The sequence below is a fragment of the Aeromonas diversa CDC 2478-85 genome, from assembly GCF_000819805.1.
Lineage (GTDB): Bacteria > Pseudomonadota > Gammaproteobacteria > Enterobacterales > Aeromonadaceae > Aeromonas > Aeromonas diversa.
This window is the reverse complement of record NZ_CDCE01000025.1, coordinates 36,810-61,177: the sequence shown is the minus strand read 5'-3', so window position 1 is coordinate 61,177 and position 24,368 is coordinate 36,810. Positions and strand designations below refer to the sequence as shown.

Here is a 24,368-nt window from a genome sequence, read left to right as displayed (position 1 = left end):
CCCCCGCAATGCGGGGGCTTTCTCTATGAACATCAGCAGTAGCCGTAGCTCATCAGGCGCTGGTAGCGCTGCTCGAGCAGCTGCTCGTTGTCGAGCGGGCGCAGGGCGTCGAGATCCTGCTTGATGCGCGCCTTGAGGCTGGCCGCCATCTTCTCCACGTCGCGGTGGGCACCGCCGAGGGGCTCCTCGACTACGGCGTCGATGAGTTTCAGCTCCTTCAGACGCGGGGCCGTGATGCCCATGGCCTCGGCCGCCACGGAGGCCTTGTCGGCGCTCTTCCACAGGATGGAGGCGCACCCTTCCGGCGAGATGACCGAATAGGTGGAATATTGCAGCATGTTGACGCGATCGCCCACGCCGATGGCCAGGGCGCCGCCCGAGCCACCTTCACCGATCACGGTGCAGATCACCGGGACGGTCAGGCCAGCCATCTCCTTGAGGTTGCGGGCAATGGCCTCGGACTGGCCACGCTCCTCGGCCCCCACGCCCGGATAGGCGCCCGGGGTGTCGATGAAGGTGATGACCGGCATCTTGAAGCGCTCGGCCATCTTCATCAGGCGCAGGGCCTTGCGATACCCCTCGGGACGCGGCATGCCGAAGTTGCGCTTGATCTTCTCCTTGGTCTCGCGCCCCTTCTGGTGGCCAATGACCATGACCGGCTCGCCGTCGAGACGGGCGATACCGCCGACGATGGCCTTGTCATCGGCATAGGCGCGATCGCCCGCCAGCTCATCGAACTCGGTGAAGATGTGTTCGATGTAGTCGAAGGTGTAGGGGCGCTGGGGATGGCGCGCCATCTGGGATACCTGCCAGGCACCCAGATCGGAGAAGATCTTCTTGGTCAGCTCTTCGTTTTTCTTCTCCAACCGGCGGATCTCGTCGTTCAGGTTAACGGCTTTGTTGTGCTCGCTCACATGCTTGAGTTCATCGATCTGCGCCTGCAGCTCGGCAATCGGCTGTTCAAAATCCAGAAAAAGACTCATAGGGCCTAAAACCTCTATTCAAAAACCAATTCCACCCGGTCCCGCCCCAGCAGGACTCTCAGGTCATCCATCAGTTGATCGGTGGGGGTCACCCGCCACTCGGTACCGAGTGTCAATCGTCCCCGTGCTCCGGGGCGACGGTAGTGTACCTGAACCGGACAGACTCCGGCACGGGCGGGCTCCAAAATCTCGGTAAAACGCTGGAAAAAACGCTCATCGATCCGCGTCTCGTCGATAAAGATGCGGATGGCGCGAGCAAACCGCTCACGCGCCTCATCGATGCCCAGCACTTCGCGGGCAGACATCTTAAGGCCACCGGAGAAGTCATCAAAGCTGACCTGTCCCGATACCACCAGGATCCGGTCTTTCTCCAGCAGCGCCTCGTAACGATCCAGCGCCTCGCTAAACAGGGTCACGTCGAGGCGACCGGACTTGTCATCCAGGGTCATGATGCCCATCTTGTTGCCACGCTTGGTGATGATGGTACGCGCGGCGATGACCAGCCCCGCGGCCGTGGTCACCTTGTCCCGGTCGGTCGGATGCAGATCGCACAACCGGCCCGAGGTATAGCGACGCAACTCGCCGCTGTACTGGTTGATGGGGTGACCGGTCAGGTAGAGACCGAGGGTCTCACGCTCCCCCTCCAGCCACACCTTGTCGGGCCACTGGGGCACGTTGGCGAACGCCTTCTTGACGTCGTCCACCTCCTCGGTGAGCACGCCAAACATGTCGACCTGCCCCACCGCCTGCGCCTTGGCGTGCTGGTCGGCGGCGCGCATCGCCTCCTCCAGGGTCGCCATCAGGGCGGCGCGGTGGGGACCGAGCCGGTCCATGGCGCCGGAGTAGATGAGCTTCTCCATCACCCGCTTGTTGATCTTCTTGATGTCGACCCGGTTACAGAAGTCGAACAGATCGCGGAACGGGCCGTCCTTGTCACGGGCCTCGAGCAGTGCCTCGATGGGCCCTTCCCCCACCCCCTTCACCGCACCGATGCCATAGACGATGTGGCCATCCTCGTTGACGCTGAAGCGGTAGCGGCCGGTGTTCACATCCGGCGGTATCACGGTCAGCCCCATGCGCTGGCACTCGTCAACTAGCGTCACTATCTTGTCGGTGTTGTCCATGTCGGCGGTCATCACCGCAGCCATGAACTCGGCCGGGAAGTGGGCCTTGAGCCAGAGGGTCTGATAAGAGACCAGGGCATAGGCGGCGGAGTGCGACTTGTTAAAGCCATAACCCGCGAACTTCTCCACCAGATCGAAGATCTTCATCGCCAGCTCGCCATCGACCCCGTTCTGGACCGCCCCCTCCTCGAAGCCGGCCCGCTGCTTGGCCATCTCCTCGGGCTTTTTCTTACCCATGGCGCGGCGCAGCATGTCTGCGCCGCCGAGGGTATAGCCCGCCAGGGTCTGGGCGATCTGCATCACCTGCTCCTGGTAGAGGATGATGCCGTAGGTCGGTTCCAGAATCGGTTTCAGGCTCTCGTGCTGCCACTTCTCGTCCGGATAGGAGATGGCCTCGTTGCCGTGCTTACGGTCGATGAAGTTGTCCACCATGCCCGACTGAAGCGGGCCCGGACGGAACAGGGCCACCAGGGCGATCATGTCTTCGAAGCAGTCGGGCTGCAGCCGCTTGATGAGATCCTTCATGCCGCGCGATTCGAGCTGGAACACAGCAGTGGTCTCGAAGCGCTTGAGCATGGCGAACGACGGGGCATCGTCGAGCGGAATCGCGGCGATGTCGACCGGTGGCTTGCCCTCTTTGGCCAGGCGCGGATTTATCATGCCGAGCGCCCAGTCGATGATGGTCAGCGTTCGCAGCCCCAGGAAGTCAAACTTCACCAGGCCCGCGTACTCCACGTCGTTCTTGTCGAACTGGGTGACCGGGTGATGCCCCTCATCGTCGCAATAGAGCGGCGCGAAGTCGGTGATCTTGGTGGGGGCGATCACCACACCACCGGCGTGCTTGCCGGCGTTACGCACCACCCCTTCCAGGCGGCGCGCCATGTCGATGAGGTCTTTGACCTCTTCGTCCTGCTCGTAGAGCTCGGGCAGCTTGGGCTCGGCCTCGAACGCCTTGGCGAGCGTCATGCCGGGATCGGGCGGAATGAGCTTCGAGATGCGATCCACGAAGCCGTAGGGATGACCCAGCACCCGACCGACGTCGCGCACCACCGCCTTGGCCGCCATGCTGCCGAAGGTGATGATCTGGGAGACCGCATCCCGGCCGTACATCTCGGCCACGTGCTCGATCACCTGATCGCGCCTGTCCATACAGAAGTCGACGTCGAAGTCGGGCATGGAGACCCGCTCGGGGTTCAGGAAACGTTCGAACAGCAGATCGAATTCGAGTGGATCAAGATCGGTGATCTTGAGGGCGTAAGCCACCAGGGATCCCGCCCCCGAGCCCCGGCCCGGCCCCACCGGGATGCCGTTATCCTTGGACCACTGGATAAACTCCATCACGATGAGGAAGTAACCCGGGAAGCCCATCTGGTTGATCACCTTGAGCTCGATGTCGAGGCGATCGTCGTACTCGGGGCGGCGCTCGGCCCGCACCGCCGGATCGGGAAAGAGGAACTCGAGACGCTCCTCGAGGCCCTCTTTGGATTTCATCACCAAAAAGTCTTCGGTGCTCATCTCCCCGGTCGGGAAGTTGGGCAGGAAGTACTCACCGAGGCGCACGGTGACGTTGCAACGCTTGGCGATCTCCACCGTGTTCTCGAGGGCCTCGGGAATGTCGGCAAACAGCTCCAGCATCTGCGCCTGGCTCTTGAAGTACTGCTGTTTGCTGTAGCGGCGCGGGCGACGCTTGTCGTCCAGGGTGTAGCCGTCGTGGATGGCGACCCGGATCTCGTGGGCGTCGAAGTCCTCTTCGCTGAGGAACACCACCTCGTTGGTGGCCACCACCGGCAGGTCGAACTCGGTCGCGAGATTCACCGCCATATGGAGGTACACCTCCTCGTCGCTGCGCTCGGTACGCATCAGCTCGAGGTAGTAGGCGTCGGGGAAGTGCTCCTGATAGAAGGCGAGGCAGCGCTCCGTCATCAGGCGGTTGCCCTTGAGCAGGAACTTGCCCACGTCCCCCTCGCGGGCGCCGGAGAGGACGATCACCCCCTTGGCGTGCTCGGCGAGCCAGGCCTTGTCGATGACCGGGCGCCCCTGCACGTGGCCGCGCAGGTAGCCGCGCGAGATGAGCAAGGTGATGTTCTGGTAGCCGTCGTTGTCCATGGCGAGCAGGGTGAGACGAAACTGCTCGTCGCCGAGTTCACTGCTCTGGACCCAGAAGTCGGCGCCGACCAGGGGCTTGAGCCCCTTGCCGTGGGCCGAGCCATAGAAGCGCACCAGACCGCACATGTTCATCTGGTCGGTCAGGGCCAGGGCGGCCATATTGTCGGCGGCGGCGGCCGAGACGATGGGCCCTATCTTCTGCAGGCCGTCCACCATGGAGAAATCGGAGTGGACGCGCAGGTGTACGAAACGGGGTTCAGCCATGCTCTCTCCTTACTCTTCCAGCCCTAAGGCCCGGCGTACCGGCTTGAAGCTCTTGCGATACTCGGACAGGGGCCCACGCTCGGCCAGGATGGCGAGGTGCTCAGGCGTAGGGTACCCCTTGTGGCGGGCGAAGCCATATTCGGGATGGCGGGCGTCGAGCGCTGCCATCTCGGCGTCCCGGGTCACCTTGGCCAGGATCGAGGCGGCGCTGATGGCGGGCACCAGGCTGTCCCCCTTGACCACGGCGCGCGCGGCCATCGGTAAGCCAGGGCAGCGGTTGCCGTCGATAAAGACCAGCTCGGGGGTGACCGACAGCCCCGCCACGGCGCGCTGCATGGCCAGCATGGTGGCGTGCAGGATATTGAGTTGGTCGATCTCCTCGGGGGTGGCGCGGCCGATGGCAAAGGCCAGCGCCTTCTCCTTGATCTCGTCAAACAGGGCCAGGCGCTTCTTCTCGGAGAGCTTCTTGGAATCGTTGAGGCCCGCAATGGGGCGACTCGGGTCGAGGATCACGGCGGCGGTGACCACGTCACCCACCAGGGGGCCGCGACCCACTTCGTCCACGCCGGCGACGATCAGGTTGCTCGGGATCTCGATGGTCATGGTATTACCTTGAGAGAGGGCGCAGCCAGGCTGCGCCACTGTTTATCGACCGATCAGCCCCAGTACCGCCTCGGCGGCCTGGTGATCGGCGTTGCAGCGGATCAGCTGGTGCAACTCGGTGAAGGTGTTGATGAGCGCGCGGTTGTCGTGCTCGAAATAGTTGCTCACCGCCTCCACCAGGTTTTCGGGAGTGCACTCGTGCTGGATGAGCTCGGGCACCAGCATGCGACCGGCCAACAGGTTGGGCAGGGAGACGAATTCTGTCTTCACCAGCCGCTGGGCCAGCCAATAGCTAAAGGGTTTGAGCTTGTAGCCCACCACCATGGGTTTTTTCACCAGCATGGCCTCAAGCGAGGCGGTGCCGGAGGCGAGCATCACCACGTCGGCGGCGATCATGGCCTCGCGGCCCTGGCCGTCGAGCAGCACCATGTCGAGGCTGGGCGCGACCTCGGCCTTGAGGGCCATAAACTGCTCGCGCCGCCGCTCGTTGACCAGAGGCACCAGGAAGCCGAGATCCGGGTAGCGCACCGTCAGGTGCTTGCACGCCTCGAGAAACAGCGGCGACATGAAGCCCACCTCAGCCTGGCGACTGCCGGGCAGCACCGCCAACCAGCGACGATTGGCATCGATGCCCAGCGCCCGGCGCACCGCCGCCTGATCCGGCACCAGCGGGATGTCATCGGCCATGGTGTGACCGACGAAGCGGCAGGGGGCGTCGAAGCGGTCGTAGAAGGCCTTCTCGAACGGCAGGAAGGCGAGCACCAGGTCGGTGGCGGCCTTGATCTTGTGAATGCGGTTCTGACGCCAGGCCCAGACGGAGGGACTGACGTAGTGCACCGTCTTGATACCGGCGCGGCGCAGTTTGAGCTCCACGCCGATATTGAAATCGGGGGCATCGACGCCGACGAAGAGATCCGGCGGGTTGTCGATGAAGTGGCGCAGCAGCTGGCGGCGCACCGAGAGGATGCGCGGCAGACGGCCCAGCACCTCGCTGATGCCCATGACGGCCAGCTCTTCCATCTCGAACAGGGCCTTGACCCCGAGCGCCTGCATGCGCGGTCCGGCGATGCCTTCGAACACGGCATCCGGGTAACGCGCCTTGATCTCGCGCACCAGACCCGCGGCAAGGATGTCGCCGGAGACTTCTCCGGCGACGATGCCGATGCGGATGGGATCAGGCACGGATGATCCCGCGCTCGTTGCCCTTGAGGAAATCCACATAGAGCTGGACCGCCGGCTCTGCCTTGGCCATCTCCTCGAGCACAGGCACCACCTCTTCGATGGTCTTGCCGGAGCGGTAGATCTCCTTGTAGGCGCGCTTGACCGCCAGGATGGCGTCACCGCTGAAGCCGCGACGACGCAGCCCCTCGGAGTTGACCCCGAACGGCTTGGCGTAGTTGCCGGCAGCCATCACGTAGGGCGGCACGTCCTTGTTGAGGGCGGCGCAGCCACCGACGAAGGCATGGGAGCCGACGCGACCAAACTGGTGAATGGCAGAGAGACCGCCGAAGATCACGAAGTCACCGATGTGCACATGGCCCGCCAGGGTGGCGTTGTTGGCGAAGATGCAGTTGTCACCGATGATGCAGTCGTGAGCCACATGCACGTTCACCATGAACAGGTTACCGCTGCCCACCTTGGTCAGGCTCTGGTCCTGGGTGGTGCCACGGTGGAAGGTGCAGTTCTCGCGGATGACGTTGTTGTCGCCGATCTCGAGGAAGGTGCGCTCACCGACGTACTTCTTGTCCTGGCAATCCTCACCGATAGAGGTGTGCTGGAAGATCTTGTTGCCGCTACCAATCTTGGTCGGGCCCTTGATCACCACATGGGAGCCTACCCAGGTGTTGTCACCGATCGTCACCTCGGCGCCGATGACGGTGAAGGGGCCGATTTCGACCCCTTTTCCGATGACGGCAGACTCATGGACGATGGCGGTTTCGTGAATGATGGCAGTCTGGTCAGTCACTATTAAATCTCGCGTTTGGCGCACATCAACTCGGCGGTACAGACCACATCACCGTCGACGGTGGCGACGCCGGTGAACTTGGCAATACCGCGACGCTCCTTCAAGAACTCCACGTCCAGCACCAGTTGATCACCGGGGCCGACCGGGCGCTTGAAGCGGGCGTTGTCGATAGAGGCGAAGTAGTAGAGTTCATTGGGGGAGGGCTTGCCCACCATGGTGAAGGCCAGGATGCCGGTGGCCTGGGCCATGGCTTCGAGGATCAGCACACCGGGGAAGACCGGCTTGGCCGGGAAGTGTCCCTGAAAGATGGGCTCGTTGAACGAGATGTTCTTGATGGCGCGCAGGGTCTTGCGCTCCTCGGTGATCTCGTAATCTTCAACCCGATCCACCATCAGAAACGGATAACGGTGCGGCAGCAGCCCCATGATCTCCTGGATATCCAGGCGTTTAGCTTCTTGTGTCAAAGGAATAACCCTATCGTTTTACTGTTCGTCGTCGCTTAGCTTCTTCTCAAGCTTGCTTAACCGCTTGTGCATCTCCTCGATACGCATCACCCGGGCGGCGGTCTTGCGCCACTCTTTATTAGTCTGCAGGGGGATGCCGGAGGAGTAGACACCGGGCTCTGTGATGGGACGCATCACCATGGCCATACCGGTGACGGTGGCCTGGTCGCAGATCTCCATGTGCCCGTTAAAGACGGAAGCGCCGCCAATGATACAGTATTTACCGACCTTGAGACTACCGGCCATCACGGTCGAGCCCGCCACTGCGGTGCCGTAGCCGATCTCCACGTTGTGGGCGATCTGGCACTGGTTGTCGATGATGACGTTGTCGGCGATGCGGGTATCTTCCAGCGCACCCCTGTCTATGGTGGTGCAGGCACCGATCTCGACCCGGTTGCCGATGGTCACGCCGCCGAGCTGGGGGATCTTGATCCACTCGCCACGCTCGTTGGCGTAGCCGAAGCCGTCGGCGCCGATGACGGTGCCCGATTGGACCAGGCAATCGCTGCCCATGGTCACGTTATGATAGAGGGTGACGTTCGCCCACAGACGGGAGCGGTCACCCAACTTGGTGTTCTTGCCGACGAAGCAGCCTGGGCCAATGCGCACATCGTCGCCCAGCACCACGCCGGACTCGATGACCGCATTGGCACCGATGGAAACCCTCTCGCCCAACTGAGCGTCTGCGGCGATCACCGCGCTCGGGTGGATGTCCGTGGCCGGCTGTGGCGTGGTGTCCAGCAACTGGGCCACGCGGGCGAAGCCGACGTACGGGTCTTTCAGCACCAGCGCGTTGGTCGGGCAGAACGGCAGGTCCGCCTCGGTGATGAGCACCGCGGCCGCCTTGGTCTGCTCCAGGTATTGACGGTACTTCTTGTTGGAGAGGAAGGAGATCTCTCCCTCCCCTGCCTTTTCCAGTGTCGCTACCTTGCGAATCTCCAGGTCTGCGTTTCCGTGGACCTGGGCACCCAGACGCTGGGCCAGTTGTGCGAGAGTGAATGCCATTAATCAGATGCTCTTACTTGCTTGCCTTGGAGATAACCTGGGTGGTGATGTCCAGCTTGCTGGAGGAGAAGGGGGCTGCATTGTTCTCCAGGATCAGGTCGTAACCGCCGTCACGGGCGATCTGGTCGATGGCCACCTTGACGTCTTTGAGGATCTTGGAGCGCTCTTCACCCTGACGACGGGCGTTGTCCTGCTCGAAGGCTTGACGCTTCTGGTTAAACTCCATCTGCAGCTTTGCCAGTTTCTCCTGGTTTTGCTTCTTCTGATCCTTGCTCATGAAGGATTCGTCCTTGCGGAACTTCTCGACCAGCTTCTGGCCCTCCTCCTCGAGCTTTTGCAGCTCACGGACACGGGGTTCGAACTCACGCTTGAGCTGGGCAGTCACCTGCTCGCGCTGGGGAAGACGCTGAAACACCTGCTCCATGTCCACCACACCGATCTTGGTGTCAGCCATGGCACTACCCATACCAAGGGTCATCAGGGCCAGGGTCAGACCGGCCGTCTTCAGTACTTTATTCACACTAACTCCTCATTCCCTGTGAACAGGGTGAACTGTCAAACCACGTGCTGCGGCAAATATGCCGCCTTGTTATCGAGGCGCCCGAGGGCGCCCCAAAGGCCTTTGCTTGGTTAGAAGGTACGGCCGATATTGAAGGAGAAGACTTCGGTTCTGTCCCCTTCATATTTCTTGATGGGCCTGGCCAGCGAGAAGACCAGCGGGCCCATGGGCGAGAGCCACTGCAGCGAGACGCCGGCCGAGACACGCACGTTTGCCGGATCCGAATAATCCTGGGTGGCATAGTTGCAGTCCAGACCCGCACCGCAGGGGTAGAGGCTGTTGTCGAAGTCGGTATCCCAGACGCTGCCCATATCGATAAAGGCGGTGGAGCGGATCTGCGGCGCGTAGGTCTCGGAGACGAACGGGGTCGGGAAGACCAGCTCGAACGAGGCCACCGCCAGGGCGTTACCCCCGACCGAGGTGTTGGAGCCTTCGTAATTACCGGTAAAGATGGGCGAGCCCCCGGCATTGGCCGGCTTGTTGTAAGTCTTGTAGATCGCCTTGGGACCGACCGAGTTGCTCTTGAAGCCGCGAATAGTATCGAAGCCACCGGCATAGTAGTGCTCGAAGAAGGGCAGCATCTGATCCTTGTCCTGTCCGGTGGAGCCGTAGCCATCACCGTAGGAGACCCGAGCCTTGCCGATCATCACCCACTTGTGATCCGCATCGATCGGGAAGTAGTGGGCATCATCGAAGGAGAGCTTGTAGTACTGCAGATCCATCCCGGGCACGGTCACCTTGGCGTTGAAACGCTGGCGATCACCCGCTGTCGGGAACATCCCCTTGTTGAGGGTGGAGCGGGTCCAACCAGCGGTGAGATCCACCGTCAGGAAGTCGAGGTTCTGACCGTCGGTGGAGTATTGATCCCAGAACTGGTCCATCTGCACCGACTGGCGGTTGTTGTTGAACTCGTTCCAGCACCAGCCGTTGGGATCCCCGTTGTTATCCTTCACGCACTGCTGATAGTTGGCCTCGTTGAAGCTCGGGCGGCTCAGCTTGGTGCTCTCGACACCGGTACTGAAGTCCAGACGGTTCTCCTCGTTGACCGGGAAACCGCTGGAGAGACGAAAACCTACGGTCTCGTTCTCGTAGTCGACGATGTCGGCATCCTTCGCACGGAACTGGTTGTAGTAGACACGCCCGCCCAGGCTGACCCCGTCTACGGTGAAGTAGGGGTCGGTGTAGCTCAGATCGACACTCTTGGAGTAGTCATTGGTGCTGGCGTTGATCCCCACCCGCTTGCCGGTGCCGAGGAAGTTGTCCTGGGTCAGGCCCGCCTGCAGGCTCAGCCCCGACTCGGTACCGTAACCGATACCGGCGTTGATAGAGCCGGCCGGCTGCTCCTTGACCTTGAAGTCCAGATCGACCTGATCGTCGCTGCCCGGCACGCGCTTGGTCTCGACCTCGGCGCTCTCGAAGTAGCCGAGACGGTTGAGACGGGTCTTGGACTGCTCGACGTTGTCGGAAGAGAGCCAGGTGCCCTCCATCTGACGCATCTCGCGGCGCAGCACCGCATCCTGGGTGGTCGCGTTACCGGTGAAGTTGATGTTGCGTACATAGACGCGCGGACCCGGCTCCACGTTGACGATGAGCTCGACCTCTTTGGTCTCGTCATTGATCTGCGGGAAGGTGGCCACCTTGGGATAGGCATAGCCGTAACGACCGAGGAACTTGGAGAGCACCTCTTCGGTATGGGTCACCTGGCTGGCAGAGTAGACGCTGCCGGCCTCGATGGGAATGAGCCCCTTCATCTCGCCGCCACGGTCGATGAGATCGCCCTTGAGCTGGACGCCGGAGACCTTGTATTGAGCCCCTTCCTTGATGTTGAGGGTGACGTAAACACCCTTCTTGTCCGGGGTCATTGAGACCTGGGTGGAATCCTGCTGGAAGCGGATATAACCGCGATCCATGTAGTAGGAGCGCAGGGTTTCGATGTCACCGGCCAGCTTCTGCTTCTGATAGCGCTGATCGGCGGTGAAGTTCCACCAGGGTACTTCGTCGCGCAGGGAGAGCTGGGCGATCAGCTTGTCTTCCGGGAAGACCTGGTTACCGACTATGTTGATCTGCTGGATCTTGGCCGCTTGCCCTTCGACGAAGGTGAGCTTGAGGTCAACCCGGTTGCGCGGCAGCGGGGTGACGATGGCCTTTACCTTGGCCGAATACTTGCCGACGCCGTAGTAGAAGTCTTCCAGTCCCTTCTCGAGGGAACTCAGCATGGTACGGTCGAGCGGCTCACCAACCCGAATGCCGGAGGACTCCAGGGTCTGATTGAGCTGCTCTTCCTTGATGTCCTTGTTGCCGGAAAACTCGATGCTGGCGATGGTCGGACGCTCTTTCACCTCGACCATCAGCACACGACCATCCCGGTAGAGCCTGACGTCTTCGAAGTTACCGGTGGCATAGAGCTTCTTGATGGCCGCGGCCAGGGCCAGGCTATCGACCTGATCGCCAACCCGGATCGGCAAGTTAAGCAGGGCGGCACCCAGAGTGACACGCTGCAGACCCTCAACCTGGATATCCTGAACGGTGAAGGAGGCGGGAGCTGCATGGACCGCCAGGGAAGCCCCCAGCAGGCAGCTCAAGACCAAAGCATTTTTCACGGCCATTTTGTTCTTATGTGTCCTTGTTGATGCCCGCCGCTCAGAGACGGGCGAAGTCGTTAAACAGCGCAATTCCCATCAGCGCCACCAGAATGGCGGCACCAATCTTGAAACCAATCTCCTGCACCCGCTCCGAGACAGGGCGTCCACGCACCGCCTCGATGAGGAAGTAGAGCAGGTGTCCCCCATCGAGCACCGGCAGGGGGAACAGGTTGATGATCCCCAGGTTGACGCTGATGAGGGCCAGGAAGCCCAGAAAATAGACCAGACCATAGTCGGCACTGCTGCCGGCCCCCTTGGCAATGGAGATGGGGCCGCTCAGATTGTCGAGGGATACGATACCGCCGATCAACTTGCCCAGCATGTTGAAGGTGAGCCCGATGAGATCCCAGGTCTTGAGCAGGCCATGCCACAGGGCCTGCAGAGGGCCATACTGTAGCAGAGTCCGGTACTCATCCGGTAATGGAACCACCTTGGGGGCGATCCCCACGTATCCCATCTCGACGCCGTCTACCTTGCGGCTATCGGGCACCATGGTCAAGGAGAGACGCTCACCATTGCGAGCCACCTCAAGAGAGAGGGTCTGCCCCGGCGCCTTGCGCACCGCATCGGCAAACTCTTGCCAGTGGGTCAGCGGTTGACCGTCGAGGGCCATCAGTCGATCGCCAACCGACAGACCCGCCCGCTCGGCCGCCCCCTTGGCCACCACTGTGGCCACTTCGGGCAGCACCTGAGCGCCCAGCGGGACAATACCCAGGCTGGTGACAGGAGACTCCTTGTCCGGGTCAAACTGCCACTGAGTGAGGTTGAGCTCACGGGTCACCGCATAGTCGGCTCCCTTCTGTTTCAGGGAGAGGGTGAGGTGAGACTCGCCAAGCTGCTCGAGCAGGGCATAGGTGACCGACTCCCAGTCGCCGGCGTCTTCACCGTTGACACCGACGATCTCCATGCCCGGCTCGAGCAGGGCCTCAGCGGCGATGGAGGCGGGACGCACCTCCCCCACCACCGGCTTGACCGCGGGCACCCCGATCATAAACATCAGCCAGAAGGCAAACAGGGCAAACACGAAGTTGGCGAAGGGACCGGCGGCCACGATGGCCATACGGGCCCACACCGGCTTGTGGTTGAAGGCGACACGCTCATCACCGGGCTTCAGCTCATCGACGCGACCGTCGAGCATCTTCACATAGCCGCCCAGCGGGATCATGGCGATCACATACTCGGTCCCATCCTTGCCGAACCGACGCCACAGGGCGCGCCCGAACCCGATGGAAAAGCGCTCCACCTTGACTCCGCAGCGGCGCGCCACCCAGAAGTGGCCAAATTCGTGTACCGCCACCAGGATGCCAAGGGCCACCACAAAGGCCGCAATATTCCAAAGCACAGACCCCATTACACCTCCAGCCATTGCCGTGTCTGATGACGCACCTGGGTATCGAGCGCCATCAAGTCATCGAGTGATCCAACCACTGCCCCGCCAAAGCGCTCGCAGGCCTGCTCCACCAGGCCGGCGATGGCCATGAAGCCGAGCCGCCCCTGCAGGAAGGCCTCCACCGCCACTTCGTTGGCGGCATTGAGGGCCGTGGTCGCCGCCTGACCGGCAGCACACGCCTCGATGGCGAGCTGCAGGCAGGGGTAGCGCGCCGCATCGGGGCGCAGGAAACTGAACTCTCCGACACTGAAAAAATCCAAAGGTTCCACGCCCGAGGTGACACGGGTTGGATAGGCCAGGGCGTGGGCGATGGGGGTACACATGTCCGGGTTGCCGAGCTGGGCCAGCACAGAGCCATCCTTGTACTGCACCATGGAGTGGATCACCGACTGGGGGTGGATGATCACCTGGATCTGTTCGGGGGCGGCGTTGAAGAGCCAACGGGCCTCGATATATTCGAGCCCCTTGTTCATCATGGTGGCCGAATCGACCGATATCTTGGGGCCCATGGACCAGTTGGGGTGAGCGATCGCTTCCTCGGGGGTCACGCCATGCAGGCTCTCTACCTCACGGTAACGAAACGGTCCGCCGGAGCCGGTCAGCAAGATCTTGCTCACCCCGGCACGTTCGAGATCGCAGAAGCCGAGATTCCCCTGCACCTCGAGCGGCAGGCTCTGGAAGATGGCGTTATGTTCGCTGTCGATGGGGAGCAGGGTGGCCCCGTGGGCGCGCACCGCCTCCATAAACAGGGCGCCCGACATCACCAGGGATTCCTTGTTGGCCAGCAGCACCCGTTTGCCGGCGCACACCGCCGCCATGGTGGCAGGCAGCCCAGCGGCACCGACGATGGCGGCCATCACGCTATCGGCATCGGGGTGAGCGGCCACTTCGCACAGGGCGCGCTCACCACTGAGTACCCGCGTCTCACAGCCATGGGCACGCAGGCGACCGGCCAGTTCACCGGCGGCCAGCTCATCGACCATGACCGCGAAGCGGGGAGTAAACTCGAGGCAGTCGCGCACCATGGCATCGACACTGCGCGCCGCGGTCAGCGCCAGGATCTGCCAGCGCGCCCTGTGCTGGCGGACCACCTTGAGGGTGCTCTGACCAATAGAGCCGGAGGCGCCCAGAATCACCAGGTTTTCCATGCAGGCTCCTAGGAAAGCAGCAGGTAGCTGAGCAAAAAGACCGGCAAGGCGGCCGTCAGGCTGTCGATGCGATCGAGCACGCCACCGTGGCCCGGCAGCAGGGCGCCTGAGTCTTTCAGTCCCGCCTCACGCTTGAACATGCTCTCGCTGAGATCCCCCAACACGGAGGCAAGCACCGCCAGCAGGCTGCTGAGCAGCACCACCAGGGTTCGCTGGCTGTCGGCATCCTGCCACCAGGCGACCGTCACGGCCAGTCCGGCGGAGCAGAGCAATCCTCCCAGCATCCCCTCCAGGGTCTTGCCCGGACTGACGGCGGGAGCCAGCTTGCGCTTGCCAAAGGCACGGCCACAGAAGTAGGCGCCCGAGTCCGCCGCCCACACCAGCCCCATCACAAACAGCAGCAGCCAGGCGCCGGTCGCGCTGTCGTGCCAGATGTTGACGCTACGCAGGGACAGCAGAGCCCAGAAGAAGGGGATCAGGGTGGCGGCACCGAACAGGGTCTTGAGCCAGCGGGAGTGGCGCCACAGGGCGGCGGAGCCGGGATAGCGCACCACCAGCAGTAGCGCCAGCAGCCACCAGGAGGCAGAAAGATAGAGCATGCTGGTGGGCAAGGATGCCAGATCCGGCGACCAGAGCCGGTCGACCGGCTGCCACAAGAGGGTCAGACCGAGCAGCACACAGAGCAGCAAAGAGACGGGGTGACGCAAACGGGCGTCGACAAAGGCCCCCCACTCCTGGCTGGCCAGGACAAAGACACCGGCAAGGAGCAGAGCAAACCATTTAATAGGGAGAAAGAAGAGCGCCCCGAAGACCAGGGGGATCAGCAGGAGTGCGGTAATAATGCGTTGTTTTAGCAAAAGAGTTCCTCTCTCGGGAAACGCTCAACCGGTCTTTCGGTCGGCGATGAGGGCGCGGATCTGCTCGCCGGTACAGCCAAAACGGCGCTCACGGCTGACGAAGGAGGCAATGGCCTCGCTAAACTGTTGCTCGTCGAAATCGGGCCACAGGACGGGGGTAAAGTAGAGTTCGGCATAGGCCATCTGCCAGAGCACGAAATTACTGATACGGTGATCGCCCCCGGTTCGGATCAAGAGATCGACCGGCGGAAGATCGCCCATACAGACAAAATGGGTGAAGCTTTCCTCAGTGATCTGATCGCACGCCAGACGACCGGCGGCGACCTCTTCGGCCATGCGGCGTGCCGCCTGGGCAATGTCCCACTGACCACCATAGTTGGCAGCGATGTTAAGGGTAAGCCCCGGGTTGTTGGCGGTCAGCGCCTCGGCCTTGGCAATCTTGTCGCGCAGGCGGTCGCTGAAGCGACGAGTATCGCCAATGACTCGCAGACGGATGCCATTTTGATGCAAGGTGTCGACTTCACGCCCCAACACCAACATAAACAGCTCCATCAGGGCGTTCACCTCCCCTGCGGGGCGGCGCCAGTTCTCGCTGGAGAAGGCGAACAGGGTGAGAGCCTGCATGCCGGCCCGTGCGGCAAACGAAACGGCGTCGCGTACCGACTTGACCCCGGCCTTGTGCCCATGCACGCGCATCTTGCCGCGGCTCTGGGCCCAGCGTCCATTACCATCCATGATGATGGCCACATGGCGGGGCAGACTCTGGTTGGCAATCTCACCGACTGCAGCCGAAAGCGACATTCATATCTCCCACAAACAGAAAAGCGCCGCACAGGGGCACTGCACGGCGCTCGTAATATACCTTTCGGAGCCTTAGATTTCCATCAGCTCCTTCTCCTTCGCAGCCAGGGCTTCATCCACCAGCTTGACGAAGGCATCGGTCAGCTTCTGGATATCGTCCTGGGCACGACGGTCGTCGTCCTCGGAGATCTCTTTATCCTTGAGCAGGGCCTTCAGATCGGCGTTGGCATCGCGACGGATGTTACGCACGGCCACGCGGGCATTTTCTGCTTCGGCACGCACCACCTTGGTCAGATCGCGACGACGCTCTTCGGTCAGCGGCGGCAGGGGGATGCGCATGGTGGTGCCGGCGGTGGCCGGGTTCAGGCCCAGATCCGAGCTCATGATCGCCTTCTCGACGGCCTGGATCATGGTGCGGTCGAACACGGTCAGCGCCAGGGTACGAGAGTCTTCTGCCACCACGTTGGCCAGCTGCTTCAGCGGGGTCGCAGAACCGTAGTACTCGACCTGGATACCATCGAGCAGGCTCGGATGGGCACGACCGGTGCGGATCTTGGACATCTGGGACTTGAGCGCATCCACGCTTTTCTGCATGCGCTCCTTGGCGTCGTTTTTAATCTCGTTGATCACGGTGGTATTTCCTTGTAGTTCGTGGGTAGTGGACCCGAACAGTCTTATTTTGCGATGTGGTGGATCAGGGTGCCTTCCGGCTCACCCATGACCACGCGACGCAGCGCACCGGGCTTGTTCATGTTGAACACGCGGATCGGCAGGTCGTGATCGCGAGCCAGGGTGAAGGCGGCAAGATCCATGACCTTGAGCTCCTTGTCGAGCACCTCGTCATAACCCAGCTCATGATACATCACGGCGTCAGGATTCTTAACCGGATCATCGCTGTAGACACCATCGACCTTGGTGGCCTTGAGCACCACGTCGGCTTCGATCTCGATGCCACGCAGACAGGCCGCCGAGTCGGTGGTGAAGAAGGGGTTGCCGGTACCGGCAGAGAAGATCACGACCTTGCCGGCGCGCAGATGGCTGATCGCCTCGGCCCAAGCATAGGAGTCGCAGATCCCCTGCAGGGAGATGGCAGACATGAGACGGGCATTCACATAAGCACGATGCAGGGCATCACGCATGGCCAGGCCGTTCATCACGGTCGCCAGCATACCCATGTGGTCGCCCACCACGCGGTTCATTCCCGCCTTGGCAAGGCCGGCGCCACGGAACAGGTTGCCGCCACCGATGACCAGACCGACTTGCACACCCAGCTCAACCAGCTCCTTGATCTCTTGGGCCATGCGATCCAGTACGGTCGGATCGATACCGAAACCTTCTGCTCCTTGCAGGGCTTCACCGCTCAACTTGAGAAGAACACGTCTGTATGCAGGCTTGGGATTGGTACTCATGGGAGTGATTCCTGGTCATATAAAGACCGCGACAGATGTCGCGGTCCGGAGAACGGTAAAACCGGTTCGATTAGGCCTTCTGAGCGGCCGCGATCTGAGCAGCAACTTCGGCAGCGAAGTCGGTTTCCTGCTTCTCGATGCCTTCGCCCACTTCGAAACGGGTGAAGGAAACAACGTCAGCGCCTTCTTTCTTCAGCAGCTCGGCAACGGTCATGGAAGGATCCTTCACGAACGGCTGACCAGTCAGGGAAACCTCACCGGTGAACTTCTTCATGCGGCCTTCAACCATCTTCTCGGCGATCTCTTTCGGCTTGCCAGAGTTGATGGCGATGTCGATCTGAATCTCGCGCTCTTTGGCAACGACTTCAGCGGACACGTCTTCCGGCTTGACGAACTGCGGGCTGTTGGCAGCAACGTGCATGGCCAGATCTTTGGCCAGCTCGTCGGTACCGCCAACCAGCTTGGTGATAACACCGATGCGGGCGCCGTGAACGTAGGTACCCAGGTTGTCACCTTCAACCAGCATCACGCGACGCAGGTTCATGTTCTCACCGATCTTGGCGATCAGGTTGGTGATGGTCAGCTCTACGGACTCACCGTTACCGAAGTCGGCAGCCTTCAGGGCGTCAACGTCAGCGATCTTCTGGGTAGCCGCGATCTCGACGATCTTCTGACCCATGGCCAGGAAGCCGGCATCCTTGGAAACGAAGTCAGTCTCGCAGTTCAGCTCGATCATGACGGCAACGTTGCCTTCGGTACGGGCGAAGATCACGCCTTCGGCGGCGATACGACCGGCTTTCTTGGCGGCCTTGGCCTGACCGGATTTGCGCATGTTTTCGATAGCCAGCTCGATATCACCGTTGGCTTCTTCCAGCGCTTTTTTGCAGTCCATCATGCCAGCGGCGGTGCGCTCGCGCAGTTCTTTTACCAGGGCGGCAGAAATGTTTGCCATGTCCAGTATCCTCGGTCTTGAATTGACAAAAAACAGGGGCCATAAGGGCCCCTGCCAACCAATGTGTTCAGCTTGGTTAATAAGGGCTTTGCAGACCTTATCAATTACTCAGCTTCAACGAAGCCATCTTTCTCGGCTTGAACAACGATGTCCTGCTCACGGGCTTCCAGAACGGTGTCAGCGGCAGCGTTCAGGTAGAGCTGTACGGCACGGATCGCGTCGTCGTTACCCGGGATGATGTAGTCTACGCCGTCCGGGTTGGAGTTGGTATCAACTACGGAGATAACCGGGATACCCAGGTTGTTGGCTTCCTTGATGGCGATGTGCTCGTGCTCGGCGTCGATCACGAACAGAACGTCAGGCAGGCCGCCCATGTCTTTGATACCGCCCAGGCTCTTCTCCAGCTTGTCCATTTCGCGAGTACGCATCAGCGCCTCTTTCTTGGTCAGCTTGTCGAAGGTACCGTCCTGGGACTGGGTTTCCAGATCTTTCAGACGCTTGATGGACTGACGAACGGTCTTCCAGTTGGTCAGCATACCGCCCAACCAGCGATGGTTCACATAGAACTGGTCGCAACGGGTAGCGGACTCTTTAACGGCTTCAGCGGCGGCACGCTTGGTACCAACGAACAGTACCTTGCCCTTCTTGGCAGCGGTGGAGCTCAGGAAGTTCATGGCATCGTCGAACATCGGAACAGTCTTCTCGAGGTTGACGATGTGAACGCCGTTACGAGCACCGAAGATGTAGGATTTCATCTTGGGGTTCCAGTAACGGGTCTGGTGACCGAAGTGAACGCCAGCCTGCAGCATGTCGCGCATAGAAACTTTAGCCATTTTATACCTCTATTGGGGTTAGGCCTCCACACATCCCATGTGACCGACCCGTAAGGGGCACCCCGGCACAGGTGTCGATGTGTGTGTGGTGTTTAAGTTAAGGTGAAGAACCCGGAAGAGACCCGAGTTCGGCGCGCTTTATACCATATCCCTGAGCAAAACACCACCTTGGCATGGGGGCAAGGGGGGGCGAGAGCCGAGATGAGATGTGATGAGAATCACGCTGGAAGTCGGGGGGGGATGCGGATAAAATTTACAACCGCTTGCAAACGCATACAATTTTCAATTGCCTCCCCCATGGGGTGGCCTAGAGAGAAGCCATGACTGCCAAGATCAAGACCCCCGAAGAGATGGAAAAGATGCGCGTCGCCGGCCGCCTGGCCGCCGAGGTGCTCGAAATGATTGCCCCCCACGTCAAGGCGGGCGTCACCACCGACGAGATCAATACCCTCTGCCATGAGCATATCGTCAACGTGCAGCAGGCCATTCCGGCCCCCCTCAACTACCACGGTTTCCCCAAGTCTATCTGTACTTCGGTCAACGAGGTGGTGTGCCACGGCATCCCGAACCACAAGAAGCTGCGCGAGGGTGACATCGTCAATCTGGATATCACCGTCATCAAGGATGGCTACCACGGCGACACCTCCGCCATGTTCGTTATCGGCCAGACCACCCCTCTGCGTCGCCAGCTCTGCAAGACGGCGCAAGATAGCCTCTATGCTGCCATTCGCCAGGTGCGCCCGGGCATGTGCATCAGCGAGATCGGCGCCATCATCCAGCCTATCGCCGAACAGGCGGGCTTCTCCGTGGTGCGCGACTACTGCGGCCACGGTATCGGTAAAGAGTTCCACGAAGAGCCGCAGATCCTGCACTATCGCAATGGTGGCAAGATGGAGCTCAAACCCGGCATGTGTTTCACCATAGAGCCGATGATCAACACCAAGAAGCACCACTGCAAGGTCAACCCCAAGGATGGCTGGACCGTGACCACCAAGGACGGCGGCGACTCCGCCCAGTGGGAGCACACCCTGCTGGTCACCGAGGATGGCTGTGAGGTACTGACCCTGCGCGAGGGCGAAGCCCTCGACCGGGTCATCAAACACGGATAACATCGAAAACCGGCCCCCAGGCCGGTTTTTTTATCCCTGTTACCGAGTACGCAACATCATGGACGCTCTTTCTCTCCCCTCCCCGCTGGATCGCGATCACTACCGGGAACGGCTGGCCCACTGCATGAGCCAACAGCAGACCCGCTTCGAGGCCGGCGAAGAGATCATCACCCTGGTCACCGAGCGTGCCCGCTTCATGGATGCGCTGCTCATCGAACTCTGGCAGCAGTTTGGTTTCGACCGGGTGCAAGGGTTGACCCTGATCGCGGTCGGCGGTTATGGCCGCGGCGAGCTGCACCCTCACTCCGACATCGATCTGTTGCTGCTCTATGAGGAGGAGCCGGACGAGGTACTGGGCCTGCGGATCGGCGACTTCATCGCCTTTCTGTGGGATCTGAGGCTGGAAGTGGGGCAGTCAGTGCGCAACGTGGCCGAGTGCGTCGAGCAGGGGCGGCGCGATATCACCATCGCCACCAACCTTATCGAGGCGCGCTATATCACGGGTCACCACCCCGGCTTCGATGCCCTCAAGGCGGCCACCTCCCCCGCGCATTTCTGGTCGAGCGAGGCCTTCTTTCGCGCCAAGCGCCAGGAGCAGCAGGAGCGCCACCAACAGTTTCAGGGCACGGCCTACAAGCTGGAGCCGGACATCAAGAGCAACCCGGGCGGCATGCGCGACATTCAGACCCTGGCCTGGGTCGCTCGCCGTCACTTCGGGGCCACCACCCTCACCGAGATGACCAGCCACGGCTTTCTCAACCAGGCCGAGTTTCGGGAGTTGCAGGATTGCCAAAACTTCCTGTGGAAGGTGCGCTTCGCCCTGCACATGGCCATCAACAAGGGCGACAATCGCCTGTTGTTCGATCGCCAGCGCACCGTGGCCCAGATGCTGGGCTTCGAGGGAGAAGGCAACGCCCCGGTCGAGCAGATGATGAAGCGCTTCTACCAGACGGTACGCCGGGTGGCCGAACTCAACGAGATGCTGCTGCAACTGTTTGACGAGGCGATCCTCGGCAACAGCGCCATGGATGTGCGCCGTCTCAGCGATGAGTTTCAGCTGCGCGGCCGCCTCATCGATGCAGTCGAGCCGGATCTCTTCACCCGTGAGCCCGCCGCCATACTGCGCCTCTTCTATCAGATAGCCCAGCACCCCAACGTGACCGGCATTCACTCGGCGACCCTGCGCCAACTGCGCGAGGCGCGCCGCCGACTCGGTTGCTGGCTGCAGGATATCCCCGAGTGTCGGCGCCTGTTCATGGCCCTGCTGCGCCACCCGGGGGGGATCGGCCTGCCACTGACCCTGATGCATAAGTACGGCATCCTCGCGGCCTATCTCCCCCAGTGGAACCTCATCGTCGGTCAGATGCAGTTCGACATGTTCCACGCCTACACGGTCGATGAACACACCCATCGCCTGTTCAAACACTTTCATTTCTTCGCCGATCCCGAGAGCCGCAAGCGCCACCCCCTCTGTCACGAGCTGTTCAACCAGCTGCGCAAACCCGAGCTGCTCTACGTGGCGGCCCTGTTTCATGACATCGCCAAGGGACGCAAGGGGGATCACTCCGAGCTTGGCGCGGTCGACGCCCTCGAGTTCTGCCAGCTACACGGCTTCGACCGTTACGAGAGCCGGCTGGTCGCCTGGCTGGTGCGCCACCACCTGCTGATGTCGGTGACCGCCCAGCGCCGGGATATCTATGATCCGGATGTCATCACCGATTTTGCCCAGAAGGTGCGCGACGAGCTCCACCTTGAGCTGCTCTGCTGCCTGACGGTGGCCGACATCTGTGCCACCAATGACACCCTGTGGAATGACTGGAAGGGCACCCTGCTGCGCGAGCTGTTCTTCGCCACCCAGAAGGCGCTGCGCCTGGGGCTCGAAAATCCGCCCGACATGCGCCTCAAGATCCGCGAGAACCAGCGCCAGGCCAAACAACAACTGGCCCAGCGCGAGATGAGCGAGGAGGCGATCAACACCCTGTGGGGGGATTTCAAGGCCGACTACTTCCTGCGCCACAGCCCCGAGCAGATCGCCTGGCACACCCGCCATATCCTCGAGCAGGAAGATGACCGGCCTCTGGTGCTGGTTGGCAAGCACCCGACCCGAGGGGGGAGCGAGATCTTCATCTACTGCCGCGACATGCCCAACCTCTTCGCCACCGTGGCGTCGACCCTGGATCAGAAGAACCTCAACATTCACGACGCCCAGATCATGAGCTCGCGCAGCGGCTTCGTGCTCGATACCTTCATCGTGCTCGAACCCAACGGCCAACCCATCAGCCCGAATCGCCTCCCCACCATCAAGGGAGCGCTGGAGAAGGCACTGCAAAATCCGGGCAAGCTGGTGCTGCGCTGCAAGCCGCCGTCGCGGCGCCACCGCCAGTTCGATGTGCCGACCCGCGTCACTTTCCTGCCTCACAAGGGAGAGGTGCGCCATACCCTGGTCGAGCTCATCGCCCTCGATGCCCCTGGCCTGCTGGCGCGCATCGGCGCCGTGTTCCAGCAGTGTGGACTGGCCCTGCACGCCGCCAAGATCACCACCATAGGCGAGCGGGTCGAGGACTTCTTCAGCCTCACCACTCTGGATGGGGAGCCGCTCGACAGCGAGCAACAGCAACAACTGGAGGCCCGTCTGGTACAGCAGCTCGCCCAGTTGACTCAGGCTTGAGCGAACGGCAAACCCCGCCCGCAAGATGGCTGAACTCGAGGGCAAAAGTGTGATACAACAAACAGAATTTTTTGAAAGGGAACCGTCATGACCGAGTTGCAACAGATCATCGAGGCCGCCTTCGAGCGCCGCGACACCATCACTCCCGGCACCGTCGATGCCGAAACCAAGGCCGCCATCCTGCAAGCCATCGAGCTGCTCGACAAGGGCCAGGCACGCGTGGCCGAGAAGATCGCCGGCGAGTGGGTGGTGCATCAGTGGCTGAAGAAAGCGGTGCTGCTCTACTTCCGTATCAACGACAACGCCATCATCAAGGGCGACGATGCCCAGTACTATGACAAGGTCCCCCTAAAGTTCTCCGACTACAGCAGCGATGACTTCAAGGCCGCCGGTGTACGCGTCGTGCCGCCTGCCACCGCACGCAAGGGCTCCTTCATCGCTCCCAATACCGTGCTGATGCCCTCCTACGTCAACATCGGCGCCTTCGTCGATGAGGGCACCATGGTCGATACCTGGGCCACCGTCGGCTCCTGCGCCCAGATCGGCAAGAACGTTCACCTCTCCGGCGGTGTCGGCATCGGCGGCGTGCTCGAGCCGCTGCAGGCCAACCCGACCATCATCGAGGACAACTGCTTCATCGGCGCCCGCTCCGAGGTGGTGGAAGGCGTGATCGTCGAGGAAGGCTCCGTCATCTCCATGGGTGTCTTCATCGGCCAGTCCACCCGTATCTATGACCGTGAAACCGGCGAGATCCATTACGGCCGCGTGCCGGCAGGCTCTGTGGTGGTCTCCGGCTCTCTGCCCTCCAAGTGCGGCAAGTACAGCCTGTACGCCGCCGTGATCGTCAAGAAAGTCGATGCCAAGACCCGCGCCAAGGTGGGGATCAACGCCCTGCTGCGCTCCATCGACGAGTAAGCGTCACCATTTAATAAAGGGCGCCTTATGGCGCCTTTTGTTTTTCCAAGCCTGGTCACAGGCCGCCTGGAAGGCTTGGGTTAAGATAGACGGGAAAGGTCTGTTTTGACTCGAGGAGCCGTCATGCAAGAGCAGTTTGAAAACCTCAAGAGCCTGGGGATCCAGGATCCCGACAGCATAGAGAGCTATACCCTGCGCCAGGAAGCAGGGCACGACATCCTGAAGATCTACTTCAAGAAGCAGAAAGGGGAGTTCTTCGCCAAGAGCGTCAAGTTCAAGTACCCCCGTCAGCGCAAGACCATACTGGTCGATTCCGGCACCCATGAGTACAAGGACATCACCGAGATCAACGCCAACCTGAAATACGTGGTCGACGAGCTCGACATCATCACCCAGGGGGCACACGCCACCTCGGCCAACGCCGACATCAAGCAGAAGATCCTCAAGGACCTGCGCCATCTGGAGAAGGTGGTGCAAAACAAGATCCGCGAGATAGAGCAGGATCTCGAGAAACTCTAACCCCGTCCGGGT

At 61.3% G+C, this 24,368-nt stretch carries 21 protein-coding genes; 4 read left to right on the top strand and 17 right to left on the bottom strand.

Annotated features, from left to right (window positions below; translation table 11 throughout):
* Nucleotides 1–32: 32 nt before the first annotated feature.
* The 17 genes from accA to rpsB form a co-directional block, all read right to left on the bottom strand.
* Nucleotides 33–983, bottom strand: a complete 951-nt coding sequence (accA, locus tag BN1121_RS08360; protein WP_005351091.1) for an acetyl-CoA carboxylase carboxyl transferase subunit alpha — start codon at nt 981–983, stop codon at nt 33–35.
* A 14-nt stretch (nt 984–997) separates the two neighbouring features.
* A complete protein-coding gene (gene dnaE / locus BN1121_RS08355) occupies nt 998–4,477 on the bottom strand; it encodes a DNA polymerase III subunit alpha (RefSeq protein ID WP_005351089.1) in 3,480 nt (1,159 codons plus the stop codon).
* A 9-nt stretch (nt 4,478–4,486) separates the two neighbouring features.
* Nucleotides 4,487–5,080, bottom strand: coding sequence for a ribonuclease HII (gene rnhB / locus BN1121_RS08350; RefSeq protein ID WP_005351087.1), 594 nt, complete (start codon nt 5,078–5,080; stop codon nt 4,487–4,489).
* A 42-nt stretch (nt 5,081–5,122) separates the two neighbouring features.
* Nucleotides 5,123–6,262, bottom strand: coding sequence for a lipid-A-disaccharide synthase (gene lpxB / locus BN1121_RS08345; RefSeq protein ID WP_005351085.1), 1,140 nt, complete (start codon nt 6,260–6,262; stop codon nt 5,123–5,125).
* Nucleotides 6,255–7,046 (bottom strand): acyl-ACP--UDP-N-acetylglucosamine O-acyltransferase, encoded by a 792-nt coding sequence (gene lpxA, locus BN1121_RS08340; protein ID WP_005351083.1) that lies wholly within the window; start codon nt 7,044–7,046, stop codon nt 6,255–6,257. Before lpxA ends, lpxB begins: the two co-directional genes overlap by 8 nt.
* Before the next feature lie 2 nt (nt 7,047–7,048).
* Nucleotides 7,049–7,510, bottom strand: a complete 462-nt coding sequence (fabZ, locus tag BN1121_RS08335) for a 3-hydroxyacyl-ACP dehydratase FabZ (RefSeq protein ID WP_005351081.1) — start codon at nt 7,508–7,510, stop codon at nt 7,049–7,051.
* An 18-nt stretch (nt 7,511–7,528) separates the two neighbouring features.
* Nucleotides 7,529–8,554 carry a UDP-3-O-(3-hydroxymyristoyl)glucosamine N-acyltransferase gene (lpxD, locus tag BN1121_RS08330; protein WP_005351079.1) on the bottom strand — a complete coding sequence of 342 codons (1,026 nt, stop codon included), beginning with the start codon at nt 8,552–8,554 and terminating at the stop codon, nt 7,529–7,531.
* Between the two features lie 13 nt (nt 8,555–8,567).
* Nucleotides 8,568–9,074 (bottom strand): OmpH/Skp family outer membrane protein, encoded by a 507-nt coding sequence (locus BN1121_RS08325; protein WP_005351077.1) that lies wholly within the window; start codon nt 9,072–9,074, stop codon nt 8,568–8,570.
* 110 nt (nt 9,075–9,184) lie between these two features.
* Nucleotides 9,185–11,719, bottom strand: coding sequence for an outer membrane protein assembly factor BamA (gene bamA, locus BN1121_RS08320; protein WP_005351076.1), 2,535 nt, complete (start codon nt 11,717–11,719; stop codon nt 9,185–9,187).
* A gap of 34 nt (nt 11,720–11,753) precedes the next feature.
* Entirely contained in the window at nt 11,754–13,106 is a 1,353-nt protein-coding gene (gene rseP, locus BN1121_RS08315; protein ID WP_043597650.1) for a sigma E protease regulator RseP, read from the bottom strand.
* The gene (ispC, locus tag BN1121_RS08310; protein ID WP_005351075.1) at nt 13,106–14,293 is read right to left on the bottom strand and encodes a 1-deoxy-D-xylulose-5-phosphate reductoisomerase; all 1,188 of its coding nucleotides are present in this window, start codon (nt 14,291–14,293) and stop codon (nt 13,106–13,108) included. Before ispC ends, rseP begins: the two co-directional genes overlap by 1 nt.
* A gap of 8 nt (nt 14,294–14,301) precedes the next feature.
* Nucleotides 14,302–15,150: a phosphatidate cytidylyltransferase gene (locus tag BN1121_RS08305; protein ID WP_005351072.1), complete on the bottom strand. Its 849-nt coding sequence runs from the start codon at nt 15,148–15,150 to the stop codon at nt 14,302–14,304.
* 24 nt (nt 15,151–15,174) lie between these two features.
* Nucleotides 15,175–15,951, bottom strand: coding sequence for a polyprenyl diphosphate synthase (uppS, locus tag BN1121_RS08300; RefSeq protein WP_005351056.1), 777 nt, complete (start codon nt 15,949–15,951; stop codon nt 15,175–15,177).
* A 72-nt stretch (nt 15,952–16,023) separates the two neighbouring features.
* The gene (frr, locus tag BN1121_RS08295; RefSeq protein ID WP_005351044.1) at nt 16,024–16,581 is read right to left on the bottom strand and encodes a ribosome recycling factor; all 558 of its coding nucleotides are present in this window, start codon (nt 16,579–16,581) and stop codon (nt 16,024–16,026) included.
* A 44-nt stretch (nt 16,582–16,625) separates the two neighbouring features.
* Complete coding sequence (gene pyrH / locus BN1121_RS08290; RefSeq protein WP_005351043.1) at nt 16,626–17,360, bottom strand: UMP kinase; 735 nt, start codon at nt 17,358–17,360, stop codon at nt 16,626–16,628.
* Nucleotides 17,361–17,430: 70 nt separating this feature from the next.
* Complete coding sequence (tsf, locus tag BN1121_RS08285; protein ID WP_005351042.1) at nt 17,431–18,312, bottom strand: translation elongation factor Ts; 882 nt, start codon at nt 18,310–18,312, stop codon at nt 17,431–17,433.
* 104 nt (nt 18,313–18,416) lie between these two features.
* The gene (gene rpsB / locus BN1121_RS08280; RefSeq protein ID WP_005351041.1) at nt 18,417–19,145 is read right to left on the bottom strand and encodes a 30S ribosomal protein S2; all 729 of its coding nucleotides are present in this window, start codon (nt 19,143–19,145) and stop codon (nt 18,417–18,419) included.
* 320 nt (nt 19,146–19,465) lie between these two features.
* Between rpsB and map the strand changes: the two genes are divergently transcribed.
* The 4 genes from map (at nt 19,466) to BN1121_RS08260 (ending at nt 24,356) form a co-directional block, all read left to right on the top strand.
* Entirely contained in the window at nt 19,466–20,254 is a 789-nt protein-coding gene (map, locus tag BN1121_RS08275) for a type I methionyl aminopeptidase (RefSeq protein WP_005351040.1), read from the top strand.
* 58 nt (nt 20,255–20,312) lie between these two features.
* On the top strand, nt 20,313–22,922 hold the full coding sequence (glnD, locus tag BN1121_RS08270) for a bifunctional uridylyltransferase/uridylyl-removing protein GlnD (RefSeq protein ID WP_043597647.1): 2,610 nt from the start codon (nt 20,313–20,315) through the stop codon (nt 22,920–22,922).
* Nucleotides 22,923–23,009: 87 nt separating this feature from the next.
* Nucleotides 23,010–23,837: a 2,3,4,5-tetrahydropyridine-2,6-dicarboxylate N-succinyltransferase gene (gene dapD, locus BN1121_RS08265; protein WP_005351039.1), complete on the top strand. Its 828-nt coding sequence runs from the start codon at nt 23,010–23,012 to the stop codon at nt 23,835–23,837.
* A 123-nt stretch (nt 23,838–23,960) separates the two neighbouring features.
* Nucleotides 23,961–24,356, top strand: a complete 396-nt coding sequence (locus BN1121_RS08260) for a DUF3461 family protein (protein ID WP_005351038.1) — start codon at nt 23,961–23,963, stop codon at nt 24,354–24,356.
* The last annotated feature ends 12 nt before the right edge of the window (nt 24,357–24,368 follow it).